This is a genomic window from Pseudomonas sp. UYIF39, from assembly GCF_029963765.1.
Classification (GTDB): domain Bacteria; phylum Pseudomonadota; class Gammaproteobacteria; order Pseudomonadales; family Pseudomonadaceae; genus Aquipseudomonas.
Map to the genome: position 1 here is coordinate 58452 of NZ_JALBYU010000016.1, position 24099 is coordinate 82550.

Here is a 24099-nt window from a genome sequence, read left to right on the forward strand (position 1 = left end):
CAAGACCCTGACGCTTGGGCCAAATACGCGCAAGAAAAAGACGCGAGATCCCATCCGTGATGGTTCGACGACATCGTGTCGCCCAACCAACCAGCCCAGGTACATGGCGCACAATGACTTCTAAAAACAATCCGGCCACTGCGATATCCGATCTGACGTTGAGCCCCGCGGCAAACAGCCCCGCACCGTCGAAGCCATTGACGCCATCGCGCCCGTTATCGACTCAGCAATACCTGTACTTCACCGAAACCAATACCGACCGCATCCTCGATAACCTCGACGGCCTGCGCGACATGGTGTTCCCGCGCCCACCGCATCTGGAAAGCGACAGTGAACAGCACAGCGATCAGGAATTCCCGTCGGTGTGCCTGATCGGTCTGGGCCGCTGCGGTTCGAACATCGCGCTGGACGTCGCCGAGCTGGTGTACAACGCCCGCAAGTTCTACCTCAACGAATTCAATAACGAAGATCGCCTGTCGCCGGACAAGCGCTTCGCCGAAAAAGGCTACAGCCCGGCACAGTGGATTCGCAACAACCTGCGCCTGGGACCGAACAAGGCCACCAAACCAGTGTTCCTGGTAGAACCGCTGGTCATGCTCGGCGACCTGGACAAAGACATCGCCGGCCGCATCCGCTTCTCGCGCAAGGGCGAAAAAAGCGGTTTTCTGCGCGACTACAGCAAAATGAAAATCATGGACTTGTCGGAAGTCCACGCCGGTGGCGCCGGTAACGCGCCGATCCTCGGTCAGTACCTGGCCAAGATCATCCTGAACAAGGACACCCAGCGGTTCTCCAGCCCTGACTGGAAGATGATTCACTCGTACCTGATCGACAGCTGCGGGATCAAGGCTAACCAGTCGCGCCTGTATTTCTCGATCTTCAGTGCCGGCGGCGGTACCGGTTCGGGCATGGCCTCGGAATTCGGCCTGGCCCAGCAGCACTCGTACATGAACAAGACATTCGACACCAAGCCGATGGACGAGCACGACGGCAAGAGCGGCCATTCCTTCGTGTTCGAGCCGATCTTCACCAGCGGCATCTGCGTGTTGCCGAACATTTCCGACCACCGCAGCGAAATGTCCGAGGCGCTGCACATCAACGCCGGTCGTCTGCTGTGCAAATACCTGTCGGAAGAGTGGGACTTCTCTTACAACTTCGCCAACGAAGACAGCAGCGAAGCCAGTGTCATGGGTCGTATCCGCCCATGGAATGCCATGATGCTGATCTCCAACGACATCATGCGTTACGCCGAAGAAAGCGATGATGGCAACATCCAGAACATCGACGTCAACGCGATGGAAAAGCACGCTAACCAATACATCTCACAGCAGATCTTCAACATTCTGACGGCGCAAGCGGTCACCACCGACTACGACCAGAACTATTTCCGTCGGGCTGGCATCGACATTGGCGAAACCATTCGCCTCGACGCCAATGACCTGTTCATGAGCCTGGCCGGCCCTGTAGCGATTGCCTACGCCGAGTCCGTGGTGCCGGAAACTCCGCCGCCGAGCAGCGACAAGTTCAAGGTATTCGAGAAAGAACCGCAGCGCCTGAACATCGACGACCTGTTCTTCCGCTCCATCGACTTGCCACACTTCAACAAAGTGACCCAGGCGATCGAAGGCATCAGCTTGTTGCCGATCGAATCCAAACGCTATCGTGCCTCGCTGGAGCAGTACAAGAACTCGGGGTATGACGCGGCCGCCTTGCACGACCTGCACTTCTTCAAGAACTGCTCGTCGGTGGTCTCGATTGTTTCGTTGCCGAAGGACTACAAGCTGTCCTACATGGACCTGAACCGGTTGAAGACCCACCTCAACAGCCTGTTCCCGAACACCACGCTCAAGCGCTATGCGCTGGTCATCGGCGCCTCGGCCAACCTGTCGCTGACCACCCTGATCGCCAAGAGCCCGTGCCTGTCGGACGACTTCCTGACGCTAATCGTGGCCTTCATCAAGCGTTGCTTCGCCAAAAACCCGTACCGCTTTGACGAGACTCTGGATAACTCGATCCTGGACTTCATCATTAATGAAGAGTTCGACGAAGACCGGATCGACGAGCTGCTTAATGAATTCGAGAACCCGGCGAAGATCCTCGACACCAACTGGTACGCGATCAAACCGATGTACGAGAAGAAGTACCGCGAGCTGATCAACGACAAAGACAAGTTCGTCTCGATCAATGACATTCGTCTGTCCCGGGATTGCGTGAAGAAGGCGATCAAGTACTTGCGCGAGATCTACCGTCATCGCATTGGCAAGACCAAGGTTATTTCGCTGAATAACCATACCGGCAAGACTGCTTGATGAGGTATGCCTAAAAAGATCGCAGCCTTTGGCAGCTCCTACGGGCTGCGGTTCACATGGCACCGCGTCGCGCCGTTGTAGGAGCTGCCGCATGCTGCGATCTTTTGATCTTGTTTCCAACATTCAGAAACAATTAAGCAGCCTTAAGGCTGCTCATTAAACTGTTCCCGTTACGTGCACGTCACCCTCGCCAAGACCCTTCTGTGGCCTTTCTCTACGGCAACATGCCATCACGCTACTCGGCTACACACTTTTGCCCGACAAAGTCGCGCACCAATAGAGTGCAAGTCGTCAGCTCGCCGCCCTTTCCTGGATCAGAATCCACGGCGAAACGACCACTGCCCACAGCTCCGGATCACGTTCAAAAAGATCCAGCGCCCGCGTTTCAGACAGCTTGGCGACCTTGTCGGCGGCCAGCCAGGCAGCCACTTTCTCGCCTTCATCGGTCGCGACAGCCTCCGCTGCAGCAATCAAATCCAGACCGGGGTCGACCCACAATAGGGCACCCTTGGCGAAGAACGGCTCAAGCTCCTTCCAGGTAATAGATGCAGTTTCACCAAGCAGCTTGGCATAGAGGGTGCTAGGTTCTTGAGTCATGGGTCCTGTCCGGAAAAGAAATCGACGTAATCATAACGTCGGTGGTCTGGCAGAAAAACCCGGATGCAATTGAGTCACTGATTGAAAAGTGCAGGAAAGCCAAGGATTGCTGTTCATTCAGCCTGAACCCCCGCCGCCATTCTGTCTTTTTCTTTCAAAAAAGCGACACCCTCAGGTTTTGCCCCCTGGCGCCAGCTTCCCAGGCTAACAATTGGCGCTCTACACTGTACCGGTACAGTTGCCGGGGGCATTTTCCGGAGGATATCGAAGATATCTGACCCGGTTCTGCTGCTACGGCGCCAGGACTATAAAAACTACAACAGTAAGAGTGGAGCACTATGACTAAGGCTACTAAGCAGATTTCCAAACTGTTTGCCGCTATGGTTCTGGCCGGGGTTGCCAGCCATTCGTTCGCAGCTGACACCATCAAGATCGGCATCGCCGGCCCTAAAACCGGCCCTGTAGCCCAATACGGCGATATGCAGTTCAGTGGCGCCAAAATGGCCATCGAACAGATCAACGCCAAAGGCGGCGTAGACGGCAAGAAACTCGAAGCCGTTGAATACGATGACGCCTGTGATCCAAAACAAGCGGTAGCGGTCGCGAACAAAGTCGTCAACGACGGCGTCAAGTTCGTGGTCGGTCACCTGTGCTCCAGCTCCACTCAACCGGCTTCGGACATCTACGAAGACGAAGGCGTGATCATGATCACCCCGGCTGCCACCAGCCCGGACATCACCAATCGCGGTTACAAAATGATCTTCCGTACTATCGGTCTGGACAGCGCCCAGGGCCCTGCCGCCGGTAACTACATTGCCGACTTCGTAAAACCGAAGATCGTTGCTGTTCTGCACGACAAACAGCAATACGGTGAAGGCATCGCCACCGCGGTGAAGAAAACCCTGGAAGGCAAAAACGTCAAGGTTGCCGTGTTCGAAGGCATCAACGCCGGCGACAAAGACTTCTCTTCGATGATCTCCAAGCTCAAGCAAGCCAACGTCGACTTCGTCTACTACGGCGGCTACCACCCGGAGCTGGGTCTGATCCTGCGTCAAGCCCAGGAAAAAGGCCTGAAAGCCAAGTTCATGGGTCCGGAAGGCGTGGGTAACGACTCCATTTCGCAGATCGCCAAAGACGCTTCCGAAGGTCTACTGGTAACCCTGCCGAAATCGTTCGACCAGGATCCAGCCAACATCGCCCTGGCTGATGCGTTCAAAGCCAAGAAAGAAGACCCAAGCGGTCCGTTCGTGTTCCCAGCCTACTCGGCTGTTGAAGTCATCGCCGGTGGCATCACTGCCGCCAAGAGCGAAGACCCTGCGAAAGTGGCGGCTGCCATCCACGCAGGTTCCTTCAAGACCCCGACTGGCGACCTGAGCTTCGACGCCAAGGGCGACCTGAAAGACTTCAAATTTGTGGTTTACGAGTGGCACTTCGGCAAACCTAAAACTGAAGCCAAGCCTCAGTAAGGCGTTGCCTGACTGACCGCCAACAAAGCCCACGGCGTGCCGTGGGCTTTGTTTTACGAACGTATTGGGCCGCGCTGGCGTGATCCGCCAGTCTCCCCACCTGAAAATCTCAAAACCGTCATCAGCGGTTCGCTGGCAAACCTCGCGTTCGAAGTGGATGCAGATCCACGGGGCTCGAGCGGGAAAATGACTCCACCAGTGAAATGCGTATCAGGTTTTTAGGAGCGCTGTAATGCCTGACATCTATCACTTTTTCCAACAGCTTGTTAATGGTCTGACCATTGGCAGCACGTATGCCCTGATCGCCATCGGCTATACGATGGTTTACGGCATCATTGGAATGATCAACTTCGCCCACGGCGAGGTGTACATGATTGGTTCCTACGTGGCGTTCATCGCCATTGCGGGCCTGTCCATGATGGGACTCGACAGTGTTCCGCTGTTGATGACCGCCGCTTTCCTCGCGACCATTGTCGTGACCAGTGCTTACGGTTACAGCATCGAACGGATCGCCTACCGCCCCTTGCGCGGCAGCAACCGTCTGATCCCCCTGATTTCCGCCATCGGCATGTCGATCTTCCTGCAGAACACGGTTCTGCTGGCGCAAGACTCCAAGGACAAATCCATCCCCAACCTGATTCCGGGCAACATTGCTTTCGGGCCAGGTGGCGCACATGAAGTGCTGATTTCCTACATGCAAATCGTGGTGTTCGTGGTGACCCTGGTCGCCATGCTAGGCCTGACGCTGTTCATCTCCCGCTCTCGCCTGGGTCGCGCCTGCCGCGCCTGTGCCGAAGACATCAAGATGGCCAACCTCTTGGGTATCAACACCAACAACATCATCGCCCTGACCTTCGTCATCGGTGCCGCACTGGCAGCCATCGCGGCTGTGTTGCTGAGCATGCAATACGGCGTGATCAACCCGAACGCCGGTTTCCTGGTCGGCCTCAAGGCCTTCACCGCCGCGGTACTGGGCGGTATCGGCAGCATCCCCGGAGCCATGCTCGGCGGGATCGTGCTTGGGGTGGCGGAAGCCTTTGGTGCCGATATCTTCGGCGACCAGTACAAGGACGTCGTGGCGTTCGGCTTATTGGTTCTGGTGTTGTTGTTCCGGCCAACCGGCCTGTTGGGCCGTCCGGAGGTTGAGAAAGTATGACTAGGAATCTTAAACAGGCGTTGTTCAGCGCCTTGCTGGTGTGGGCGGTTGCCTACCCGGTACTGGGTCTGAAGCTGACCATCGTCGGCATCAACCTCGAAGTCCATGGCACCAGCAATGCAACGCTGATCACCATCGCCGTGTGCTCGGTGCTGATGTTCCTGCGTGTGCTGTTCGATCAGCAGATCAGCTCGGCCTGGAAATCCTCGCCCAACATGCCGGTGATGCCGGCCAAGGCCAGTACGTTCCTGACCCTGCCGACCACTCAGCGCTGGATCATCATCGCTTTGATCATCGGTGCGCTGGTCTGGCCGTTCTTCGGCTCCCGCGGTGCGGTGGATATCGCCACGCTGGTGCTGATCTACGTGATGCTCGGCCTGGGCCTGAACATCGTGGTCGGTCTGGCCGGTCTGCTCGACCTCGGTTACGTCGGCTTCTATGCCGTCGGCGCCTACAGCTATGCGCTGCTGTCGCACTACTACGGTCTGAGCTTCTGGATCTGCCTGCCAATCGCCGGGATGATAGCGGCCACCTTCGGCTTCCTGCTCGGCTTCCCGGTCCTGCGTCTGCGCGGTGACTATCTGGCGATCGTGACGCTGGGCTTCGGTGAAATCATCCGTCTGTTCCTGCGTAACCTGACCGGCCTCACGGGTGGTCCGAACGGCATCAGCAACATCGAGAAACCGACGTTCTTCGGCCTGACCTTCGAACGTAAAGCCGCTGAAGGTCTACAGACGTTCCACGAGTACTTCGGTCTGGAATACAACTCGATCAACAAGGTGATCTTCCTTTACCTCGTAGCACTGTTGCTGGCGCTGTTCGCGCTGTTCGTCATCAACCGCTTGCTGCGCATGCCGCTGGGCCGTGCCTGGGAAGCGCTGCGTGAAGACGAAATCGCCTGCCGTGCGCTGGGCTTGAACCCGACCATCATCAAACTCTCGGCCTTCACCCTCGGTGCCTGCTTCGCCGGTTTCGCCGGCAGCTTCTTCGCCGCACGTCAGGGCCTGGTGACACCGGAGTCGTTCACCTTTATCGAGTCGGCGACCATCCTCGCCATCGTGGTACTGGGTGGCATGGGCTCGCAACTGGGCGTCGTACTCGCTGCCACGGTGATGATCCTGTTGCCGGAAATGATGCGTGAGTTCAGTGAATACCGCATGTTGATGTTCGGCGCCTTGATGGTGCTGATGATGATCTGGCGTCCTCAAGGACTGCTGCCCATGCAACGTCCTCACATGGAGCTGCGCAAATGAGCCGCGAGATCCTTAAAGTCGAAAATCTGAGCATGCGCTTCGGCGGCTTGCTGGCGGTCAACGGCGTAGCCCTGAGCGTGAAGGAAAAACAGGTCGTGGCACTGATCGGCCCCAACGGCGCCGGCAAGACCACCGTGTTCAACTGCCTGACCGGTTTCTACCAGCCGAGTGGCGGCAGCATCCTGCTGGACGGCGAGCCGATCCAGGGCCTGCCCGGCCACAAGATTGCCCTCAAAGGCGTGGTGCGCACCTTCCAGAACGTGCGGCTGTTCAAGGACATGACGGCGGTCGAGAACCTCTTGATCGCCCAGCACCGTCACCTGAACACCAACTTCCTGGCCGGTCTGTTCAAGACCCCGGCGTTCCGCAAGAGCGAGCGCGAGGCCATGGAATTCGCCGAGTTCTGGCTGGACAAGGTCAACCTCAAGGCCTTCGCCAACCGTCCGGCCGGCACCCTGGCCTACGGTCAGCAACGTCGTCTGGAAATCGCTCGCTGCATGATGACCCGCCCGCGGATCCTCATGCTCGACGAACCGGCCGCCGGCCTGAACCCGAAGGAAACCGAAGACCTCAAGGCGCTGATCAGCATGTTGCGTGAAGAGCACAACGTCACCGTGCTGCTGATCGAACACGACATGAAACTGGTCATGAGCATTTCCGACCACATCGTCGTGATCAACCAGGGCACGCCTCTGGCCAACGGCACGCCGGAACAGATCCGCGATAATCCCGAAGTGATCAAAGCCTACCTGGGGGAAGCGTAAATGCTGCAATTCGAAAACGTTTCCACCTTCTACGGCAAGATCCAGGCCCTGCACAGCGTCAACGTCGAAGTCCGCCAGGGCGAGATCGTGACCCTGATCGGCGCCAACGGTGCCGGCAAGTCGACCCTGCTGATGACGCTCTGCGGTTCGCCGCAAGCCCACAGCGGCAGCATCCGCTACATGGGTGAGGAATTGGTCGGTCAGAGCTCCTCGCAGATCATGCGCAAAAGCATCGCAGTCGTGCCGGAAGGCCGTCGGGTGTTTGCCCGTCTGACCGTGGAAGAAAACCTCGCCATGGGCGGGTTCTTCACCGACAAGGGCGATTATCAGGAACAGATGGACAAGGTTCTCGGACTTTTCCCACGCCTGAAAGAGCGCTTTGCCCAACGCGGCGGCACCATGTCCGGCGGCGAACAGCAAATGCTCGCCATCGGCCGTGCGCTGATGAGCAAACCCAAACTGTTGCTGCTCGACGAACCTTCGTTGGGCCTGGCACCGATCATCATCCAGCAGATCTTCGACATCATCGAACAGCTGCGCAAAGATGGCGTGACGGTGTTTTTGGTGGAGCAGAACGCCAACCAGGCGCTGAAAATTGCTGACCGTGCGTACGTTCTGGAGAACGGCCGGGTGGTGATGACAGGTACCGGTGAAGCGCTGCTGACTGATCCGAAAGTGCGTGAAGCGTACTTGGGTGGTTGAGTCTTTGCGGTAAACAAAAAACGGCCTTCGGGCCGTTTTTTTTGTGCCTCCCACAACCTCAGCAACAATGAAGATCCCTGTGGGAGCGAGCTTGCTCGCGATGACTATTCATATTCAACAGTGATGTTGACTGACTCACCGCTATCGCGAGCAAGCTCGCTCCCACAGGGATCTATGTGGTGTGCTGAAGCCGATCCAGCGCCTCGCCGCTGCGCTTGAACCAGCCAATCAGATAATCCGCCAGCACTTGGGTGCGTTTCGGCAAACCACCCTGATACGGGTGAACCAGGTACATCGGCATGCGGCGGGTCTGATAGTCACGCAGGAGCCAGCGCAAACGTCCGTCAGCCAATTCGGCTTGCAACAAGTAGGACGGCAACCGCGCAATGCCGGCGCCGGCCAGTGCCGCTTTCTTCAGCAGGCTGTAATGGTTGCTGGCAAACGGTCCCGAGACCCGCACCCGCAACAATTCGTGCTGCTGGTGATAGAGCCATTCTTCGCGACCGCTGTAATGACTGTTGAGCAGACAGCGGTGTTCAGCGAGGGCCTGCGGCGTCAGCGGTTCGCCGTATTGCTCAAGGTAGGCAGGGCTGGCGCAGGTCATTTCGTGCCAGGCTAATAGCGGTCGGGCCACCAGGCGCTCGTCATTGCCCACCTCGGAGCGAACCGCCAGATCAAACCCGTCGCGGGACAAATCACGGTAGCTGTTGCTCAGGTCCAGCTCGATCTGCACCTCGGGATATTTGCCTGAGAACTCCAGCAACAAACCATCGAAGAAGGTTTCCCCCAGCGATACCGGAACCGTCATACGCACCGGCCCGGCCATGTCGTCCTTCAGCCGCGCCAATGCCTGACGCGCCCGCTCCACTTGGACTACGAGCGCCTGAGCTTGCGGCAACAGCGCCGCACCCGCGGCCGTCAGGCTCAAGCGGCGGGTGGTGCGTTGCAGCAGCACCACGGAAAACCGCGTTTCCAGCAGGCTGATGCGCTTGGACAGCTGCCCCTTGCTGCAGCCCAATTGCTGCGCCGCCAAGGTGAAACTCCCCGCCTCGATCAACACCGCAAACGCTGCCAGATCATCCATCTCGCTCATTGATTGTTTCCATTAGAAAACCAAAGGTTGCCTATTAGCACGCTTATTAATGGAAAAAACCACTCTAGACTTCAACCTCGTTCAACCACTTCGAGGATCAGCACCATGAAAATTCTTTTGATAGGCGCAGGCGGCACCATCGGTTCAGCGGTCGACAAGGAGCTGTCCGAGCGTCACGAGATCATCCGCATCGGCCGCAACAGCGGTGATTTCCATGTGGATATCAGCGACAGCGCGTCGATTCGCAAGCTGTTTGAGAAAACCGGCAAGTTCGATGCACTGGTGTGCGCCGCCGGCAATGTGACCTTCGCACCCTTGGGCGAAATGACCGAAGAAAGCTTCGCGCTGGGCCTGAAAGACAAGTTGATGGGCCAGGTCAATCTGCTGCTGATCGGCCGCGAGTTCGCCAATGATGGCGCCTCGTTCACCTTCACCACTGGCGTGCTCAGCCACGACCCGATTCGCAACGGTGCCTCGGCAGCGCTGGTCAATGGTGCTCTGGACAGCTTCGTCCGCGCCGCAGCGATCGAACTGCCTCGCGGCCTGCGCGTTAATTCGGTGAGCCCGAACGTACTGGTCGAAGCCATGGGCAAATACGCGCCGTACTTCCGTGGTTACAAACCGGTTCCGGCAGCGGATGTGGCATTGGCCTACGCCAAAAGCGTCGAGGGCCTGCAAACAGGTCAGACCTTTCACGTGGGCTAAACCCTTGTGATGAACGGTCAGGCTGAGTAACGTGGCGGCACTTGTCTGGAGACTCAAAGATGCGTGTTGCCCGTTCCTTAGTCCTTGTTGCCCTGCTTCCGTTGTTCGCCGCCTGCCAGTTGCTCGACGGCCCGCGTGAAAGTGCCTCCCACGTGGGCCAGACCCGTATGCAGGGCCAGTTGACGGCGGCCGACGGCAAACTGTTGTTCCAGCCGTGCAATGAGCAGCGCAGTTATGTGGTCAACGACACCGGCGGCACCAGCGTCCTGCAAGAGGCCGCAACCCTGGCCGATGCCCAGGGTAAGCTGTTTGCTGACGTACGCGGGAGGGTCGTCGATAGTCGCCTCGATCTTGCGCAGCTGTACCGCGTCGAGCGCTCGGGCACTGCATGCAACGATCCTAATTTCAAATTGCTTATCCTGCGCGCCGCCGGCCATGGGCCTGAGTGGAACGTGAAAGTCAGCGGCAAAGGCATGGTCATCGACCGCGCCGGTCAGCCGCCATTGGCCGTGCCCTACGTTGAAGAGCAACTGGGCGATGGCCGCTTCAACCTCAGCACCGAAGCCAATAACCAGCACATCGAATTGTGGGTCGCACCGCAACGCTGCGTCGACAGCACCACCGGCAGCGTCCAGCACATGAGCGCCGAACTGCGCGTCGGCGGCCAGGTTCAACGGGGCTGCGGGTATTTCGGCGGATCGCGTAACGACTGATCGTTTTAGCCTCACGGGAATCATTCTTTGAGGCTTATAATCGCGGGCTTAAAACGCCTTGGCGCAGTTGTGCGCCCCGCGAACCGGATCCTGTCATGTTACGAATCACCGAACTCAAGCTGCCGATCGACCATCCCGAAGAAGACCTGCGCCCTGCCATCGTGCAGCGCCTGGGCATCACCAGTGATGACCTGCACGATTTCACCTTGTTCAAGCGCAGTTACGATGCGCGAAAAAAGTCCTCAGAACTGTGCTTCATCTACACCATCGACCTCAACGTTCGCGATGAGGCGACGGTGCTGCGCACGTTCGCCGATGACCGCAACGTCAACGTGGCGCCGGATGTCAGCTACAAAGCGGTCGGCCAGGCGCCGGCTGATCTTGAGCAACGTCCTGTCGTCGTAGGCTTCGGCCCGTGCGGGATTTTCGCCGGACTGCTGCTGGCGCAAATGGGCTTCAAGCCGATCATCCTCGAGCGCGGCACCGAAGTGCGTCAGCGCACCAAGGACACTTGGGGTCTGTGGCGTAAAAGCGTGCTTAACCCGGAATCCAACGTGCAATTCGGTGAAGGTGGCGCGGGGACGTTCTCTGACGGCAAGCTTTACAGCCAGATCAAGGACCCGAAATTCATCGGTCGCAAAGTCCTGCACGAGTTCGTCAAAGCAGGCGCGCCGGAAGAAATTCTCTACGTCAGCAAACCGCACATCGGTACGTTCCGTCTGACCGGTGTCGTGGAAAACATGCGTGAGCAGATTCGCGCGCTGGGTGGCGAAGTGCGCTTTCAACAGCGCGTTACCGACGTGTTGATCGAGGATGGCCAACTGGTCGGCGTCGAGCTCAATGGCGGCGAACAGATCCACTCGAAACACGTGATTCTGGCCCTCGGCCACAGCGCCCGGGACACTTTCCGCATGCTCCACGGCCGTGGCGTGTTCATGGAAGCCAAGCCGTTTTCGGTGGGTTTCCGCATCGAACACCCGCAGTCGCTGATCGACCGCGCACGTTTGGGCAAGTACGCCGGTCACCCGAAACTCGGAGCCGCCGACTACAAACTGGTGCACCACGCCAGCAACGGACGTTCGGTCTACAGCTTCTGCATGTGCCCGGGCGGCACCGTGGTGGCGGCGACGTCCGAGCCGGGCCGCGTGGTCACCAACGGCATGAGCCAGTACTCGCGTAACGAGCGCAACGCCAACTCCGGGATCGTCGTCGGGATCACCCCGGAAGTCGATTATCCGGGCGGCCCGCTGGCGGGTATCGAGTTGCAGGAACGCCTGGAATCCCACGCCTTTGTGCTGGGCGGCAGCAACTACGAAGCGCCGGCGCAACTGGTCGGCGACTTCATTGCCGGAAAGCCGTCCACCGAACTGGGCAGCGTAGAACCGTCTTACAAACCGGGGGTTGCCTTGGGTGATTTGGCGTTGGCCTTGCCGGCGTTTGCCATCGAAGCCATTCGCGAAGCCTTGCCGGCGTTCGAGAAACAGATTCGCGGTTACTCGCTGCACGACGCCGTGTTGACCGGGATCGAGACACGTACGTCATCGCCGCTGCGGATTACCCGTGACGAATCGATGCAGAGCCTGAACGTGAAAGGCTTGTTCCCGGCGGGTGAAGGAGCGGGTTATGCGGGCGGGATTCTGTCGGCAGGTGTCGATGGGATTCGGATTGCAGAAGCCGTGGCCCGCGACATCCTTGGCCTTGAGGCCTGATACGCAAAACCTGAAACAACAAAAAAACCTGTGGGAGCGAGCTTGCTCGCGATGACGGCTCACCAGTCGACAAATATGCTGACTGGTCTACCGCTATCGCGAGCAAGCTCGCTCCCACATTGGCTTTGTGGTGCGCAGGCGATTTACATCACCCTCAAGGGTTTTCAGCGTCTGAACGAGCTTAGATGTTTGCGCGCAACACGCTGGCCGGCAGCGGCTCACCGCGCTCGACACTCCCCGCCACCGCATCCATCAAACCATTCAACTCATACCCCTGGGCCTTGAGCCAAGCCTGATCGTAATAGGTGGTCGCATAGCGCTCGCCGCCATCACACAGTATCGCCACGATCGACCCCGACTCCCCCGCCTCCGCCATCTGCTGGGCCGCCATCAAGGCGCCGATCAGGTTGGTCCCGCTCGACCCGCCGACCCGACGTCCCAAACGCTGTGCCAGGTAATGCATGGCCGCCAGAGACAACGCGTCCGGCACCTTGACCATCGCATCGATCACTTTGGGCAGGAACGACGCTTCCACCCGAGGCCGGCCAATGCCTTCAATCCGCGAACCGCAATCCAGGCGCAGACTGGCGTCGCCGGTCTGGTAGTAATCGAAGAACACCGAGCGCTCGGCATCGGCGCAGAGCACGCGTGTGCAATGTTGGCGGTAACGCACGTAACGGCCCAGCGTCGCGGTGGTGCCGCCGGTGCCGGGGCTGGAGATCAGCCAGCTCGGCTCGGGGTGCAGTTCGAAGCGCATTTGCTGGAAGATCGACTCAGCGATGTTGTTGTTCGCCCGCCAATCGGTAGCGCGCTCAGCATAGGTGAACTGGTCGATGAAATGCCCATCGTGTTCGCGGGCCAGGCGCTCGGATTCGGCGTAGATCTGCGTCGGATCATCGACCAGATGACTCTTGCCGCCGTAGAAAGCGATCTGCGCGATCTTCTCTTTGGAGGTGGTCGCCGGCATCACCGCAATGAACGGCAAGCCCAGCAAACTGGCGAAGTACGCCTCGGAAATCGCCGTCGAACCGCTGGACGCTTCAATCACCGGCGCCCCGGGCTTGAGCCAGCCGTTACACAGCGCATACAGAAACAGCGAGCGCGCCAAACGGTGCTTCAGACTGCCGGTGGGATGACTGGACTCATCCTTGAAATACAACTCGATGCCCGGAAAACCCGGCAGCGGCAAGGGAATCAGGTGGGTGTCGGCGCTGCGCTGGAAGTCGGCTTCGATGATCCGGATGGCTTCGCGGGCCCACTGTCGGTTGTCGCTCATGGTGGTTTTCTCGTTGAGTCGGCCTTGTTTGCAAGGCTCAGCTAATAAGCTTAGGAAAAAACCTACATCACGCACAGGTACAGCTGAGGTTCAATACGCCCGACAACTGCTAGGCTCAGGTCCCTGCTGTTCGTTCACGTTGTAACGGCATATAACAAAAAAGAATATAACTTTTGTTTTAACAACTAACGGTACGGGTTAGGGTGTGCCACCTTTTGAATTCATCGATGGAGAGCGACCTTGCCTCTGCGTAGCACTTTCACGCGTTTCTTCCAGTTGGAAGCTGCCAGCGGACTGTTATTGATCGCCGCTGCTGCCCTGGCTTTGATCATCAACAATTCCCCACTGTCGTGGCTTTACAGCAGTTTTCTCGACACTCCGGTAGTGGCGCAGGTCGGCGCATTGCAAATCGCCAAACCGGCGCTGCTGTGGATCAACGACGGCCTGATGGCCCTGTTCTTCCTGCTGATCGGGCTGGAAGTGAAGCGCGAAGTTCTTGACGGTCAACTGTCGAAACCGTCGCAAATCGTCCTGCCCGGCGCGGCGGCGATTGGCGGCATGGTGGTTCCGGCGCTGATCTACTGGTTTCTGAACCGCGATGACCCGGCAGCTCTGGGTGGCTGGGCCATCCCGATGGCCACCGACATCGCCTTCGCCCTCGGCGTACTGGCCCTGCTGGGTAAGCGGGTGCCGGTGTCGCTGAAGCTGTTCCTGATGACGTTGGCGATTATTGACGACCTCGGCGCAATCATCGTCATTGCGATCTTCTACTCGGGTACGCTCTCGACCCTTTCGCTGGCTCTGGCCGCGACGTGCATCGTGGCGTTGATCGCGATGAACCGGCTCGGGGTGGTCAAGCTCGGGCCGTACATGATCATCGGCCTGATCCTTTGGGTTTGTGTGCTCAAGAGCGGTGTCCACGCGACACTGGCCGGTGTGACCCTGGCCTTCTGCATTCCCCTGCGCACAAAAAACGCCGAACCTTCGCCACTGCTGACCCTCGAACACGCCCTGCATCCGTGGGTGGCCTACGGCATCCTGCCGCTGTTCGCCTTCGCCAACGCGGGCCTGTCCCTGAGCGGCGTGACCGTCGAAAGCTTTACCCACCACGTGCCGATGGGTATCGCGGTCGGCCTGCTGCTGGGCAAAACCCTCGGCGTCTTCGGCCTGACCTGGCTGGCCGTGAAAATCGGCATTGCGGTCCTGCCCCAAGGCGCCAACTGGGGCCAGGTATTGGGCGTCGCAATCCTCTGCGGCATCGGCTTCACCATGAGCCTGTTTGTCGGCTCCCTGGCGTTTGAGCCGGGTGTCAGTGAATACGCCGGGATGGATCGGATGGGGATTTTGACCGGTTCGATACTGGCGGCGTTGATTGGTTATGCAGTGACGGCGGCAGCGAGTCGCAAGAGCACTGCGTTGCCATCCTGATAATCAGAGACAACTCTTAGAGTCATTGAAGACTCGTCCTACAGTCACGATCAGCCTCGTTCGTTAACGTCGCACAGCCCCTTTTTTGGGGGTTGTCGACGTACGAACGCAAGGAAGATCAGTGGCTGGCAATAAGGACATTCCCCGGGTTAAGAACCCACCGTCAGGCGACGGTCATCACGTCACTCACCGCTTCATGACGGCCACCGAACTGGCCGCGCGGGAAGCCAGACAAAACGCTTACGACGCCATGCTCGCGAGGCAAGACGCCTTCGAACGGAGTCGTGAAGTTGTCGCGAAAAAACACGAAGCCGTTCGCGCAGGCCCATTTATTATCAATGCGCACTGCCCCGTCATCGAGATAGCGCGACATAATCCACTACCCGATCAGCCTCCTCTGATTAGGTTCTTCCATTGATTGCGGACTGCACTCAACAGCGCTCCCATCAGGCATGTTATGGGTAACTTTTATGCGCCATGTACTTCAGAAATGTCCTAGTAACAGCCAAATTTCTGTCGGTACTCTACAGGCGTAAGACCGGTCAATTCCTTGAACATACGTCGCATATTTGAGTCGCTGCTAAATCCGAGTTCTACACTGATTGTGCTGACAGGTACTGAGGTAAGAGCAATGCGTTCACTGACTTGGTTCAGCTTGACACGCCGGGCATAAGATCCCACTGCAAGGCCAGTTTCCTCTCTTACCTTACGAGCGAGTGTACGTTCAGACATTCCGAGCTTTCCCGCCAATACCTTCACCGTGATCTGTTCAGCCGGCATCTGCTCAAGCAGAGCATGCAGCTTTCGCAGGAGCTTGCCGGACTGCTCTATCAGGCTCATGGCCTGGAAGGCGGTGTGAGAGAGTGCAGGACGAGGGAGCACCATCAACTTGATTAAGTCGCGAAAGACTTCGGGACTGACATTCCGCTCTATCAGCGTCTGGGCAATAGGCAGATAGCCGTTTACGCCCGAAGCGGTGGCGGTTCGCTCATTGAAGACGCAGTTCTGCTCGCTCCGCCAGTGCACCTTCTTGTAGCGCTGTACCATCGCTTCAGCGAGCCACCAAGTCACCGTCGCCGGCTGGTCTTTCAACTGGCCGCTGGCAGCCAGCAGACAAACCCCCGTGCAGTAACTCCAAAGCTGACATCGCCTGGAATGGCTCGACAGGGACGCCACCAGGTTTGCATGGTTAGCCAGAGTCTTTTCCACCTGCTCTGCGGATTCCGCCCAGAAACCTGGCACGAGGATGGCGTCTAACTCGCTATTGGCGAGGGTGTACTTCGCTTGCAGTGTTACGTCATTAGCACATTCCACTGGCCCTGCCTGCAGTGCCACATAGCAGGTTTCAAAAATCTCGCGCCCCGTGCGCCGGTTAGTTGCGTGCAGTAGATCGGCGAAGGAGAGCAGACCTGCGGGCATGCACTGGGGAAACAAAAGGAGGCCAACTCGTAAGGTTTTAGACATGGCTTAAATTGAATCAATTATGACTAATTCTGCCATTATGGCCGCAGAAGCAGGCGTGCACAATGAAGCCACTCCCTAAGAGGCTTCATGATGAAAATTCGGCAAATACGCAACGCTACGATAATTCTCGAATTCGGCCTCACCCGCATCCTCGTCGATCCTATGCTCGCGCCGAAAGGTGCGCTTCCACCTCTGCGCTTGTTCGGCGCCAGATTGCGAAACCCGTTGGTTGACTTGCCTGAGTCAGCTGCCAACGCACTTGAATCGGTGACGCATTGCCTGATCACACATTGTCAGAAGGGGCACTTTGATCACTTGGATCGGGCAGCGACGCGCTGGCTGAGGGAAAAGCAGATTCCAGTGATCTGTACCCCCCGCGATGCTCCATATCTGGCCAAGCGTGGCTTAAACATCCGACCGCTTACGAACGACCACGAGCAGGGTATCCCCTTCCTTGGCGGCACGATTCACACGGTCAAATGTACCCATGGAGAAGGCTTTATTGGCAAATTGATGGAGCATGGTGTCGGTTACTTCATTGAGATGCCGGGGGAACCCAGTATCTACCTGAGTGGCGATACGATTCTTTCACCAGTTGTACGGGAGTTCGTTTTACGCCATCAGCCCCAAGTTAGCGTCGTGCCAGCCGGTGGTGCACAGTTCGATATCGGTGGCGAAATCATCATGGGAATTGAAGAGGTTGTTGAGTTCACAAGAATATCCAAAGGTACAGTTGTAGCGAACCATTTAGAGGCGGTGGGTCATTGCCCGGTATCTCGTGCTGATCTTTCAGCGGCAGCAATTCGTGCAAATATCGAATCGAGACTGCGTATTCCCGCAGATGGCGAAACCTTAGAGCTGACTAGGTGTTAATACTGTTTGCCTACCGGAGAGCAGCGGGAGGTCAGTGTTGAACCTCCCGCCTTTCATACAACCCCTTTATGACGTACCCATTCCTCGAGACAGATCGGCGGACGTATCGGATGCTGCTCGGTGCTCCCCTTCCGGTTTCACGGCCACATCCGAGTGATCAGTCGTTTTTGTCACCGTATCGCGTACCGCTTCAAAGCCTTCCCGTGCCTGTTGTTTTACCTTGTCGGCCAGGCCTGCGCTGGTTTTGCCCATATAGCGTTGCTCAGTCGCTGACGAAGGGAATGCCGCCCCCAACATGGCCCCTAACGCGATACCCGCAGCGGCAACCATCAGGGGCTGCTCCTTCAGCAACTGGCTGAATTGATTGCTCATCACGTGTGTACTGCGCACTAAACGGTCGCTGGCGTCATGAACGGCATGGCTGATGTTTTCGGTGGCAGCCCCCAAGTTGTCACCAAGGTTCGCCGCTTTGCCTTTAACGGTTTGGAAGCCCTCCTTGAGCGTGTCCGCAGTCTGGTGCAAATGGTCACGGGCACTGTCGATACCATCAGCAAGGCCATCGGCCCATTCCCCTACTTTGTCCTGATCCGGGCCCACGCGATAGCTTGGGTGAGCGGATGGTGGACGGTTCTGGCTCATCATCAACCACAGCAAACCAACCGACGTCAGCACCGCAGGAACGGGATTATTACGAACATTGGTTCCCAGGTTGGTCAGGAACGTCGTGCCGTTGCTCTGCATGAAGGACAACGCCTGATCGAACACCTGACCCGGTGTGAATTTGCTTTCCAGCGCATCGACGATGTTACCGATGCTGGCCCGTTGCGCGTCTATTTCACGTTCGATGGCCTCGGGGCTTTTCTGCGACTCAGTTTCGAATTCACTGTTCATGAGACTTTCCTCCGCAGCGCTTCCTGATCTTTATTCAAAGCATCCAGCGTGCGATCAGGCTTGAAGTTGGACGGTTCGAATTGTTTTTTCCCCGACTGCAGCATGGCGAACCCTACGATCATCACCACCGCACCGACAATCAGCGCTGCCAACCACGGTGCCATCACAGTGCTGAGGCCATAGACGGCGGACATCAACAAAATGATGAACCCCGCCAGCAGCACAATCACACCACCCGCGACACCGGCAATGCCTGCCTTGAGTGTCGTGAGACTGGCTTGAAACTCAGCTTTGGCCAAAGCGAGCTCCTTGGTGAACAGCGCGGGTACTTCTCGGGACAGCTGCCGTAACAGCCCGACGACCGAAGCGTCAGAATCAGGCGCGAGCACCGGTCTTACCTCCGGCAAATCTGGATCTTCTCTGTTCATCACAGCGCTCCTTTGAAGGATGTAGAACCGGGTGTCGAGTTCGTCGCGAAGTCCGAAGGATGGTCTTGCTCATTTGGCGAAGCCGGGGTGATGCCAGTGGCCAGACCCGGGCTTTGATCGGTGCGAGATGGAACGGAGGTTTCATAGGGTCGTTGAGCGCCAAAACCACCTGATGGAGGCATTGAGTTACCTGCTGCCGGGTCGCTAGAGTCGGTGAATGTCGCCGCAGGGGCGCTACCGGCCTTCAGAAAGCGCGATAGGCCAAAACCCAGTGCAATGCTGCCAGCAATGAACAGTGTCGGGTTATTACGAGCCAGGTCGGCGCCGTCATGGAGCAATTGTTCGGCACTTTTTCCACGCAGGTTCCCGGCTAGGCCGCTCATGGATTCCGCCATCTCAGCGAGGTAGTCGGACATGCCGAGCGCGTCTTTGCTTTCAAGTTCGGAAACGACGGATTTCGCTCCCTTTGCCAACGCCTCAATCTGGTCTGCTGCCTTATCCCTGTATTCATCGAACTGCGCGTCAGCCTGCTGCCTGGCGCCGCCAAGCGCCTCAGTTACGTTTTCTTTCAAGTGTTCGAAGTTCTGCTCTGACCCTGATGAGTCGGTTTTATCTGCCTGACTCCCAGTGGTGCTGTCTGAAGTATTCATGTCGTCCCTCGCCTTCTGAATGAAAAAGCGTTATCAGGGTTCGCCACGAAGTACCCGTAGCCCCCCTCATTTCAAATGACGGAGCAGCGTTATGGGGAGTTCCAACGGAATGATGAGTGATGCTCTCAGTCCGTCGCTTGGATGGCGGTGGACTCACTTACCTGCACCAGCTACGAGGAAAGAAGAGGTAACGGCTTAGGCGTTTCGCGGGCAATGCATGGTGAACCGTGGCCCGAGCGCGAAAGGGTCTGAGGATTAGGGACGTAAAGGTCTACTATCAAGGGCGAGCCCCTAGCCAATGAATTAGGTTAAGCCCTATCAAGCGCGTACTTCCACGACGCTTCCTCAAGATCCTTCAGACAAAAGTCATTTGGCTGGCTCCCGTCGAGACGACCAAGCATGCTGTCTGACGACTTTAGAAATACGCCATTTAGTAGAGCAAAGTTTTCTACCAATTCGTTGTGAATGCACTGTCGATCCGGGAGCGGTATTGACGGTAAGATTTTTCCACGCCCATATGCAAACACGATTATGGAACTGGTTGGCAACCCCTTCAGAGCCAACTTGGTGTACTACATGGGACTCTGCCAAGACTAACAATTTTAGATCAGACAAAACTGAAAGCGACAGACACAAAAAACCCCGACCAGTCACCTGATCGGGGTTTTCTTTTACCCGTGTTCCCGCTTAATGCGAAACGCGGCTAGTCCCATCAACAGTAGCAATCCGCACCCGCTCGCCAACACGGAATACTTCATTCTCCTGAACCTGTTGCACGTAGGCGCGCATGCTGCCGTCGTCTTCGCGAACGGTGATTTCGACGCCTTGTGTACGGGTCAGGCCTTCTTCGGTGGCCGAGCCGAGCAGACCGCCGGCGACTGCGCCGATCACCGCTGCCACGATACTGCCGCGACCGCCACCGATGGCGCTACCGCCGACACCACCGACGACTGCGCCAGCGGCGCCGCCAATTGGGGTCTTGGTACCTTCGATTTTCACCGGACGCAGCGACTCGATGGTGCCCATGCGAACGGTCTGCACGCGACGCGCTTCGTCACGGGAGTAGGAGTCACCGGTCAGGCTCGATTGGCAGCCAGTGAGCAACATCGCCATCGTGGAAAAGGAAGCAACCAGCAGAACAGACTTACGCATAGCATCAACTCCAAAGGACAGGTATTCATTAAACTCCGCAGCTTGACGCCTGTCACGGCATCGCCCGGATAAAATTGGTTTGATTCAGGCCCGGTACAGGCACCTCCACGAACTCAACACACAGTAGCGGCAAATTCCGGAATCTGCGCCGCTGCCCAAGGATTGTCATGGATTACTTCATCATTGTCGCCACTACCGTTGCCGGGTTGTATTTCCACTGGTGGCTATACGTGCGGATCAAACGCTGGATGGACCGCGATCTGGCGTTGGCTCTGGCGGGTAAAGACGAGCAGAAAAAGGTTTTCATGCTCCAGCAACTGGCGAACGCTCAAGCGCAGAAGATCAAGCGCCGAGACCTGCCGCAGTGGCTTGAAGCCGCTGCGGCAGGCTATCCCGATCGGTAGACGGCTTAAGGTGCCAGACGTTCAAGAATCCAGTCGGCACCCTGCAAACGATAGTTGAGGCGATCGTGCAGGCGGCTCGGACGGCCCTGCCAGAACTCGATGCGCTGCGGTAACAAACGGTAACCACCCCAATGCTCAGGGCAATGAGGTTGCGTGTCGCTGAAACGTTGCTCGACGTTCTTGAGCAGTGCTTCCAGCTCGGCACGATCGGCGATCACCCGGCTCTGGGGCGAGGCCCAGGCACCGAGGCGGCTGCCCAGTGGCCGGACCTGGAAGTAGGCGTCGGACTCTTCAGGCGTAACTTTCACCACTCGCCCTTCGATGCGCACCTGGCGCTCAAGGGCCGGCCAGAAAAAGGTCATGGCCGCGAACGGGTTCGCGGCCAGATGCTGGCCCTTGGCACTGTCGTAGTTGGTGAAGAAGGTGAAGCCCTGCTCGTCCAGCCCCTTGAGCAGCAGAATCCGGCAATGCGGCCGACCGTCCTGATCGACGGTGGCCAGGGTCATGGCGTTGGCTTCCACCGGCGCCTGCTCGGTTTTCACCGCGTCGGCAAACCACTGATGGAACAGCGCGAATGGCTCGGCCGGGGCTTGCGCCTCGGTCAGGCCATCACGGGTGTAGTCGCGACGCATATCAGCCAGGCCCTGGGTCATGGCGCATTCCTTTTGGTTAACGAATCACTTTTTTGTGGCGTCTGCATCGGCAGCGGCGGTGACTTTTTTCGTGTCGGCAGCGGCTTTGGCCGGAGCAGTCTTTTTCGCCGGAGTCGCGGTTTTAGCTGGCGACTTCTTGGCGGCGGCTTTCTTGGTCGGGGCCTTTTTCGCGGCGGGTACAGCCGCTTTTTTCGCGGCTGGCGCAGGGGTGACCGGCGTGGACACTGGCTTGATGTCCTTGGCAGCGACCTGGCTCACTGGCGCCGGCGCCGGCATGTTGTACTTGCTCAGCAACGCGACCATGGTGTTTTGCGGGGTCACCAGCAGTTCGACGCGACGGTTCAAGGCACGGCCTTCATTGCTGTCGTTGGCAGCGCGCGGAGCTTCGCCACCCATACCGCGCAGCATCAAACGATCACGCTGCAAACCGCTGAGGCGGAAAATCGCTGCCACAGCCTGGGCACGCTCCTGGCTCAGTTTCACGTTGGCCGGTGCGGCGCCCGACGTATCACTGTGACCCAGCACCAGCACGGCAGTTTTCGGATCAACTTCAAGGATTTTCGCGACACGAGTGAACGGGCCGAGGGTCACCGGCAGCAGCATGGCCGGACGGTCAGGGTTGAACGAGCCGTCTACCGGCGCGGTCACCACCAATACGTTTTCACGGCGCTCGAGTTGCAGGTTGCTGCCCTTGATCGCTTCGCGCAGGCGCGGTTCGTAGTCGTCGAGCCAGGCCTGAGTGACTTTAGGATCAGGCATTGGCACGGCTTTAGCGGTGCTTTGCTCTTTACCACCGAACGGCCACCACCATTTGCCACCTGCATCGGCCTCAGCCTTGGCCTTGGCAACCTCGACCGGTTTGGCTTCAGGCTTGGCTTCAGCTTTCACTTCAGGCTTGGCAGGCGTCTTGTTGGCGCCGTCATCGGAACCGAACGGCCAGTACCAAGGGCTGGCGCTTTCAGTCTTGGCCACCGGAGCGGTTGCCGCAGGCTTCAGAGGGGCCGGAGCCGGGGTTTTAGCGGCGACTTTGTCGGAGGAACCGAACGGCCACCAGCTGCTGCCATCCGAGTCATTTTGTGGAGTTTGTGCGCAACCGGTAATAGCAAAGCACAGGGCCAAAGCGAGAGTTTTATTGGATGACATTGGATATCCACAAAATAAGTAATGAAAAATCAAGCCGGATTGACCCGGATAAACAGACGCTTGGAAAACATAAAGGCCTTGGGGTTCCGGCCCTGGAACCCCTGAGCGTGATTTACAGACAAGTGGCTAGTGCTCGCACAAGCTTTTGTGCGCGCGGATCCATCAAGACGTACGGACCTAAGGTATTTGTCACAAAGCCGAAGGCCACATCGTGTTCCGGGTCAGCAAAACCGGTGGAACCGCCGGCTCCCGGATGACCGAACGCACGAGGACCGAGGCCGTAGGTGGCGTTGGGGACGTCCGGTTGATCAAGCATGCAACCCAGGCCGAAACGGGTCCGGGTCAGTAAAGTCTTGTCCTCGCCGAGGCTGTGCTCGCGCGTCAGTTCCTCGAGCATTTCGCTTTCCAGCAAGCTGCCATCGAGCAGGCCGGCATAGAACCCGGCCAGGCTGCGGGCATTGCCATGACCATTGGCAGCCGGCTGCTGCATGCGTCGCCACTCGGGTTTGTTGGTGCTGGTCATGATCGACGGCGGATTAGTGAACGCCCTCGTGGTCATGGCCGCCGGCTCGCGCATGGTCACTTGCAGCAAACGCTGGGCGGCGGCATCGCCGACATTGCCCTTGCCACGGGCGATGTGCGCCACGCGATGGAACTCCTGGTCCGCCAGGCCGACGTGGAAATCCAGGCCCAAAGGCTTTGCGACCCGCGCCACGATGGCCTCACCCGGCCCACGACCGTCGGCACGCCGCAGTAACTCACCGACCAGCCAGCCGTAGGTGATCGCGGCATAACCGTGACCAACCCCCGGCGTCCACCACGGTTCTTCGGCGGCCAGGGCGTCAACCATGGTTTGCCAGTCGTAAAGGGCTTCCGGTGCCAACAGCTCACGCAGCGCCGGCAGACCAGCCTGATGGCAGAGCAATTGACGCAGGGTCACGGACTCTTTGCCGGCGGCGGCGAACTCGGGCCAGTAGCGGGCAACCGGGGCATCCAGTTGCAGCTTGCCTTCGGCCACCAGTTGCAGCGCGGTCACAGCGGTAAAGGTCTTGGTGCAGGAGAACAGATTGGCGATGGTGTCGCTGTGCCAGGCTTCGGTACCATCCTTGTCAGCGCTGCCGGCCCAAAGGTCGACCACGGTTTCACCGCCGATCTGGATGCACAACGCTGCGCCACGTTCCTGAGGATCGTCGAACAGCGCCGCGAAAGCCTCACGCACCGCTTCGAACTTCAGCTCGTAAAAACCCTGAATCTGCACCCGCAACTCCTC

23 protein-coding genes and 1 pseudogene are annotated in these 24099 nt (G+C 58.1%); 13 read left to right on the plus strand and 11 right to left on the minus strand.

Going from position 1 to position 24099, the window contains the following annotated elements; all coding sequences use genetic code 11:
- The first annotated feature begins 113 nt into the window (after positions 1 to 113).
- Positions 114 to 2309 carry a hypothetical protein gene (locus MO767_RS20550; protein WP_282481998.1) on the plus strand — a complete coding sequence of 732 codons (2196 nt, stop codon included), beginning with the start codon at positions 114 to 116 and terminating at the stop codon, positions 2307 to 2309.
- 291 nt (positions 2310 to 2600) lie between these two features.
- Here the strand turns inward: MO767_RS20550 and MO767_RS20555 are convergent, their stop codons facing one another.
- Positions 2601 to 2906, minus strand: coding sequence for a DUF2288 domain-containing protein (locus MO767_RS20555; protein ID WP_282481999.1), 306 nt, complete (start codon positions 2904 to 2906; stop codon positions 2601 to 2603).
- 338 nt (positions 2907 to 3244) lie between these two features.
- Between MO767_RS20555 and MO767_RS20560 the strand changes: the two genes are divergently transcribed.
- The 5 genes from MO767_RS20560 to MO767_RS20580 all read left to right on the plus strand — a co-directional run bounded on the left by MO767_RS20560 (position 3245) and on the right by MO767_RS20580 (position 8247).
- Entirely contained in the window at positions 3245 to 4372 is a 1128-nt protein-coding gene (locus MO767_RS20560) for a branched-chain amino acid ABC transporter substrate-binding protein (protein ID WP_123366878.1), read from the plus strand.
- A gap of 232 nt (positions 4373 to 4604) precedes the next feature.
- A complete protein-coding gene (livH, locus tag MO767_RS20565; RefSeq protein WP_282482000.1) occupies positions 4605 to 5528 on the plus strand; it encodes a high-affinity branched-chain amino acid ABC transporter permease LivH in 924 nt (307 codons plus the stop codon).
- Entirely contained in the window at positions 5525 to 6781 is a 1257-nt protein-coding gene (locus MO767_RS20570; protein WP_282482001.1) for a high-affinity branched-chain amino acid ABC transporter permease LivM, read from the plus strand. Before livH ends, MO767_RS20570 begins: the two co-directional genes overlap by 4 nt.
- A complete protein-coding gene (livG, locus tag MO767_RS20575) occupies positions 6778 to 7545 on the plus strand; it encodes a high-affinity branched-chain amino acid ABC transporter ATP-binding protein LivG (RefSeq protein WP_129441792.1) in 768 nt (255 codons plus the stop codon). The genes MO767_RS20570 and livG overlap by 4 nt, the downstream gene beginning before the upstream one ends.
- Positions 7546 to 8247: an ABC transporter ATP-binding protein gene (locus MO767_RS20580; protein WP_008147292.1), complete on the plus strand. Its 702-nt coding sequence runs from the start codon at positions 7546 to 7548 to the stop codon at positions 8245 to 8247. It abuts the gene before it with no gap.
- Between the two features lie 172 nt (positions 8248 to 8419).
- On the opposite strand, the gene MO767_RS20585 is transcribed toward MO767_RS20580, so the two are convergent.
- Entirely contained in the window at positions 8420 to 9340 is a 921-nt protein-coding gene (locus MO767_RS20585) for a LysR family transcriptional regulator (RefSeq protein ID WP_282482002.1), read from the minus strand.
- 105 nt (positions 9341 to 9445) lie between these two features.
- On the opposite strand from MO767_RS20585, the gene MO767_RS20590 reads away from it, so the two are divergent.
- The 3 genes from MO767_RS20590 to MO767_RS20600 all read left to right on the plus strand — a co-directional run bounded on the left by MO767_RS20590 (position 9446) and on the right by MO767_RS20600 (position 12467).
- Positions 9446 to 10045 (plus strand): short chain dehydrogenase, encoded by a 600-nt coding sequence (locus MO767_RS20590; RefSeq protein WP_282482003.1) that lies wholly within the window; start codon positions 9446 to 9448, stop codon positions 10043 to 10045.
- A 59-nt stretch (positions 10046 to 10104) separates the two neighbouring features.
- Positions 10105 to 10758, plus strand: a complete 654-nt coding sequence (locus tag MO767_RS20595; protein ID WP_282482004.1) for a hypothetical protein — start codon at positions 10105 to 10107, stop codon at positions 10756 to 10758.
- Positions 10759 to 10853: 95 nt separating this feature from the next.
- On the plus strand, positions 10854 to 12467 hold the full coding sequence (locus tag MO767_RS20600; RefSeq protein WP_282482005.1) for an NAD(P)/FAD-dependent oxidoreductase: 1614 nt from the start codon (positions 10854 to 10856) through the stop codon (positions 12465 to 12467).
- 181 nt (positions 12468 to 12648) lie between these two features.
- Here the strand turns inward: MO767_RS20600 and MO767_RS20605 are convergent, their stop codons facing one another.
- Positions 12649 to 13743: a PLP-dependent cysteine synthase family protein gene (locus MO767_RS20605; protein WP_282482006.1), complete on the minus strand. Its 1095-nt coding sequence runs from the start codon at positions 13741 to 13743 to the stop codon at positions 12649 to 12651.
- Positions 13744 to 13983: 240 nt separating this feature from the next.
- Between MO767_RS20605 and nhaA the strand changes: the two genes are divergently transcribed.
- Both nhaA and MO767_RS20615 read left to right on the plus strand, forming a co-directional pair.
- Complete coding sequence (gene nhaA / locus MO767_RS20610; RefSeq protein WP_282482007.1) at positions 13984 to 15171, plus strand: Na+/H+ antiporter NhaA; 1188 nt, start codon at positions 13984 to 13986, stop codon at positions 15169 to 15171.
- 121 nt (positions 15172 to 15292) lie between these two features.
- Positions 15293 to 15496, plus strand: a pseudogene (locus MO767_RS20615) (toxin); the annotation flags it as partial.
- A gap of 170 nt (positions 15497 to 15666) precedes the next feature.
- Here MO767_RS20615 and MO767_RS20620 read toward each other — a convergent pair.
- Complete coding sequence (locus tag MO767_RS20620; RefSeq protein ID WP_282482008.1) at positions 15667 to 16635, minus strand: helix-turn-helix domain-containing protein; 969 nt, start codon at positions 16633 to 16635, stop codon at positions 15667 to 15669.
- An 87-nt stretch (positions 16636 to 16722) separates the two neighbouring features.
- On the opposite strand from MO767_RS20620, the gene MO767_RS20625 reads away from it, so the two are divergent.
- Positions 16723 to 17508 (plus strand): MBL fold metallo-hydrolase, encoded by a 786-nt coding sequence (locus MO767_RS20625; RefSeq protein WP_282482009.1) that lies wholly within the window; start codon positions 16723 to 16725, stop codon positions 17506 to 17508.
- Positions 17509 to 17574: 66 nt separating this feature from the next.
- Here MO767_RS20625 and MO767_RS20630 read toward each other — a convergent pair whose 3' ends face one another.
- From MO767_RS20630 to MO767_RS20645, 4 genes are all read right to left on the minus strand, one after another.
- On the minus strand, positions 17575 to 18399 hold the full coding sequence (locus MO767_RS20630; protein WP_282482010.1) for a DUF3618 domain-containing protein: 825 nt from the start codon (positions 18397 to 18399) through the stop codon (positions 17575 to 17577).
- Positions 18396 to 18827 (minus strand): phage holin family protein, encoded by a 432-nt coding sequence (locus MO767_RS20635; protein ID WP_282482011.1) that lies wholly within the window; start codon positions 18825 to 18827, stop codon positions 18396 to 18398. Before MO767_RS20635 ends, MO767_RS20630 begins: the two co-directional genes overlap by 4 nt.
- The gene (locus MO767_RS20640) at positions 18827 to 19477 is read right to left on the minus strand and encodes a hypothetical protein (RefSeq protein ID WP_282482012.1); all 651 of its coding nucleotides are present in this window, start codon (positions 19475 to 19477) and stop codon (positions 18827 to 18829) included. The genes MO767_RS20635 and MO767_RS20640 overlap by 1 nt, the downstream gene beginning before the upstream one ends.
- Positions 19478 to 20164: 687 nt before the next feature.
- Positions 20165 to 20629: a glycine zipper 2TM domain-containing protein gene (locus tag MO767_RS20645; RefSeq protein ID WP_282482013.1), complete on the minus strand. Its 465-nt coding sequence runs from the start codon at positions 20627 to 20629 to the stop codon at positions 20165 to 20167.
- 167 nt (positions 20630 to 20796) lie between these two features.
- Between MO767_RS20645 and MO767_RS20650 the strand changes: the two genes are divergently transcribed.
- Positions 20797 to 21033, plus strand: coding sequence for a hypothetical protein (locus MO767_RS20650; RefSeq protein ID WP_282482014.1), 237 nt, complete (start codon positions 20797 to 20799; stop codon positions 21031 to 21033).
- A gap of 5 nt (positions 21034 to 21038) precedes the next feature.
- Here MO767_RS20650 and pdxH read toward each other — a convergent pair whose 3' ends face one another.
- The 3 genes from pdxH to MO767_RS20665 form a co-directional block, all read right to left on the minus strand.
- Positions 21039 to 21686 (minus strand): pyridoxamine 5'-phosphate oxidase, encoded by a 648-nt coding sequence (pdxH, locus tag MO767_RS20655; RefSeq protein WP_282482015.1) that lies wholly within the window; start codon positions 21684 to 21686, stop codon positions 21039 to 21041.
- Between the two features lie 24 nt (positions 21687 to 21710).
- Positions 21711 to 22829, minus strand: coding sequence for an OmpA family protein (locus MO767_RS20660; protein WP_282482016.1), 1119 nt, complete (start codon positions 22827 to 22829; stop codon positions 21711 to 21713).
- A 112-nt stretch (positions 22830 to 22941) separates the two neighbouring features.
- Positions 22942 to 24087, minus strand: coding sequence for a serine hydrolase domain-containing protein (locus MO767_RS20665; RefSeq protein WP_282482017.1), 1146 nt, complete (start codon positions 24085 to 24087; stop codon positions 22942 to 22944).
- Between the last annotated feature and the right edge of the window lie 12 nt (positions 24088 to 24099).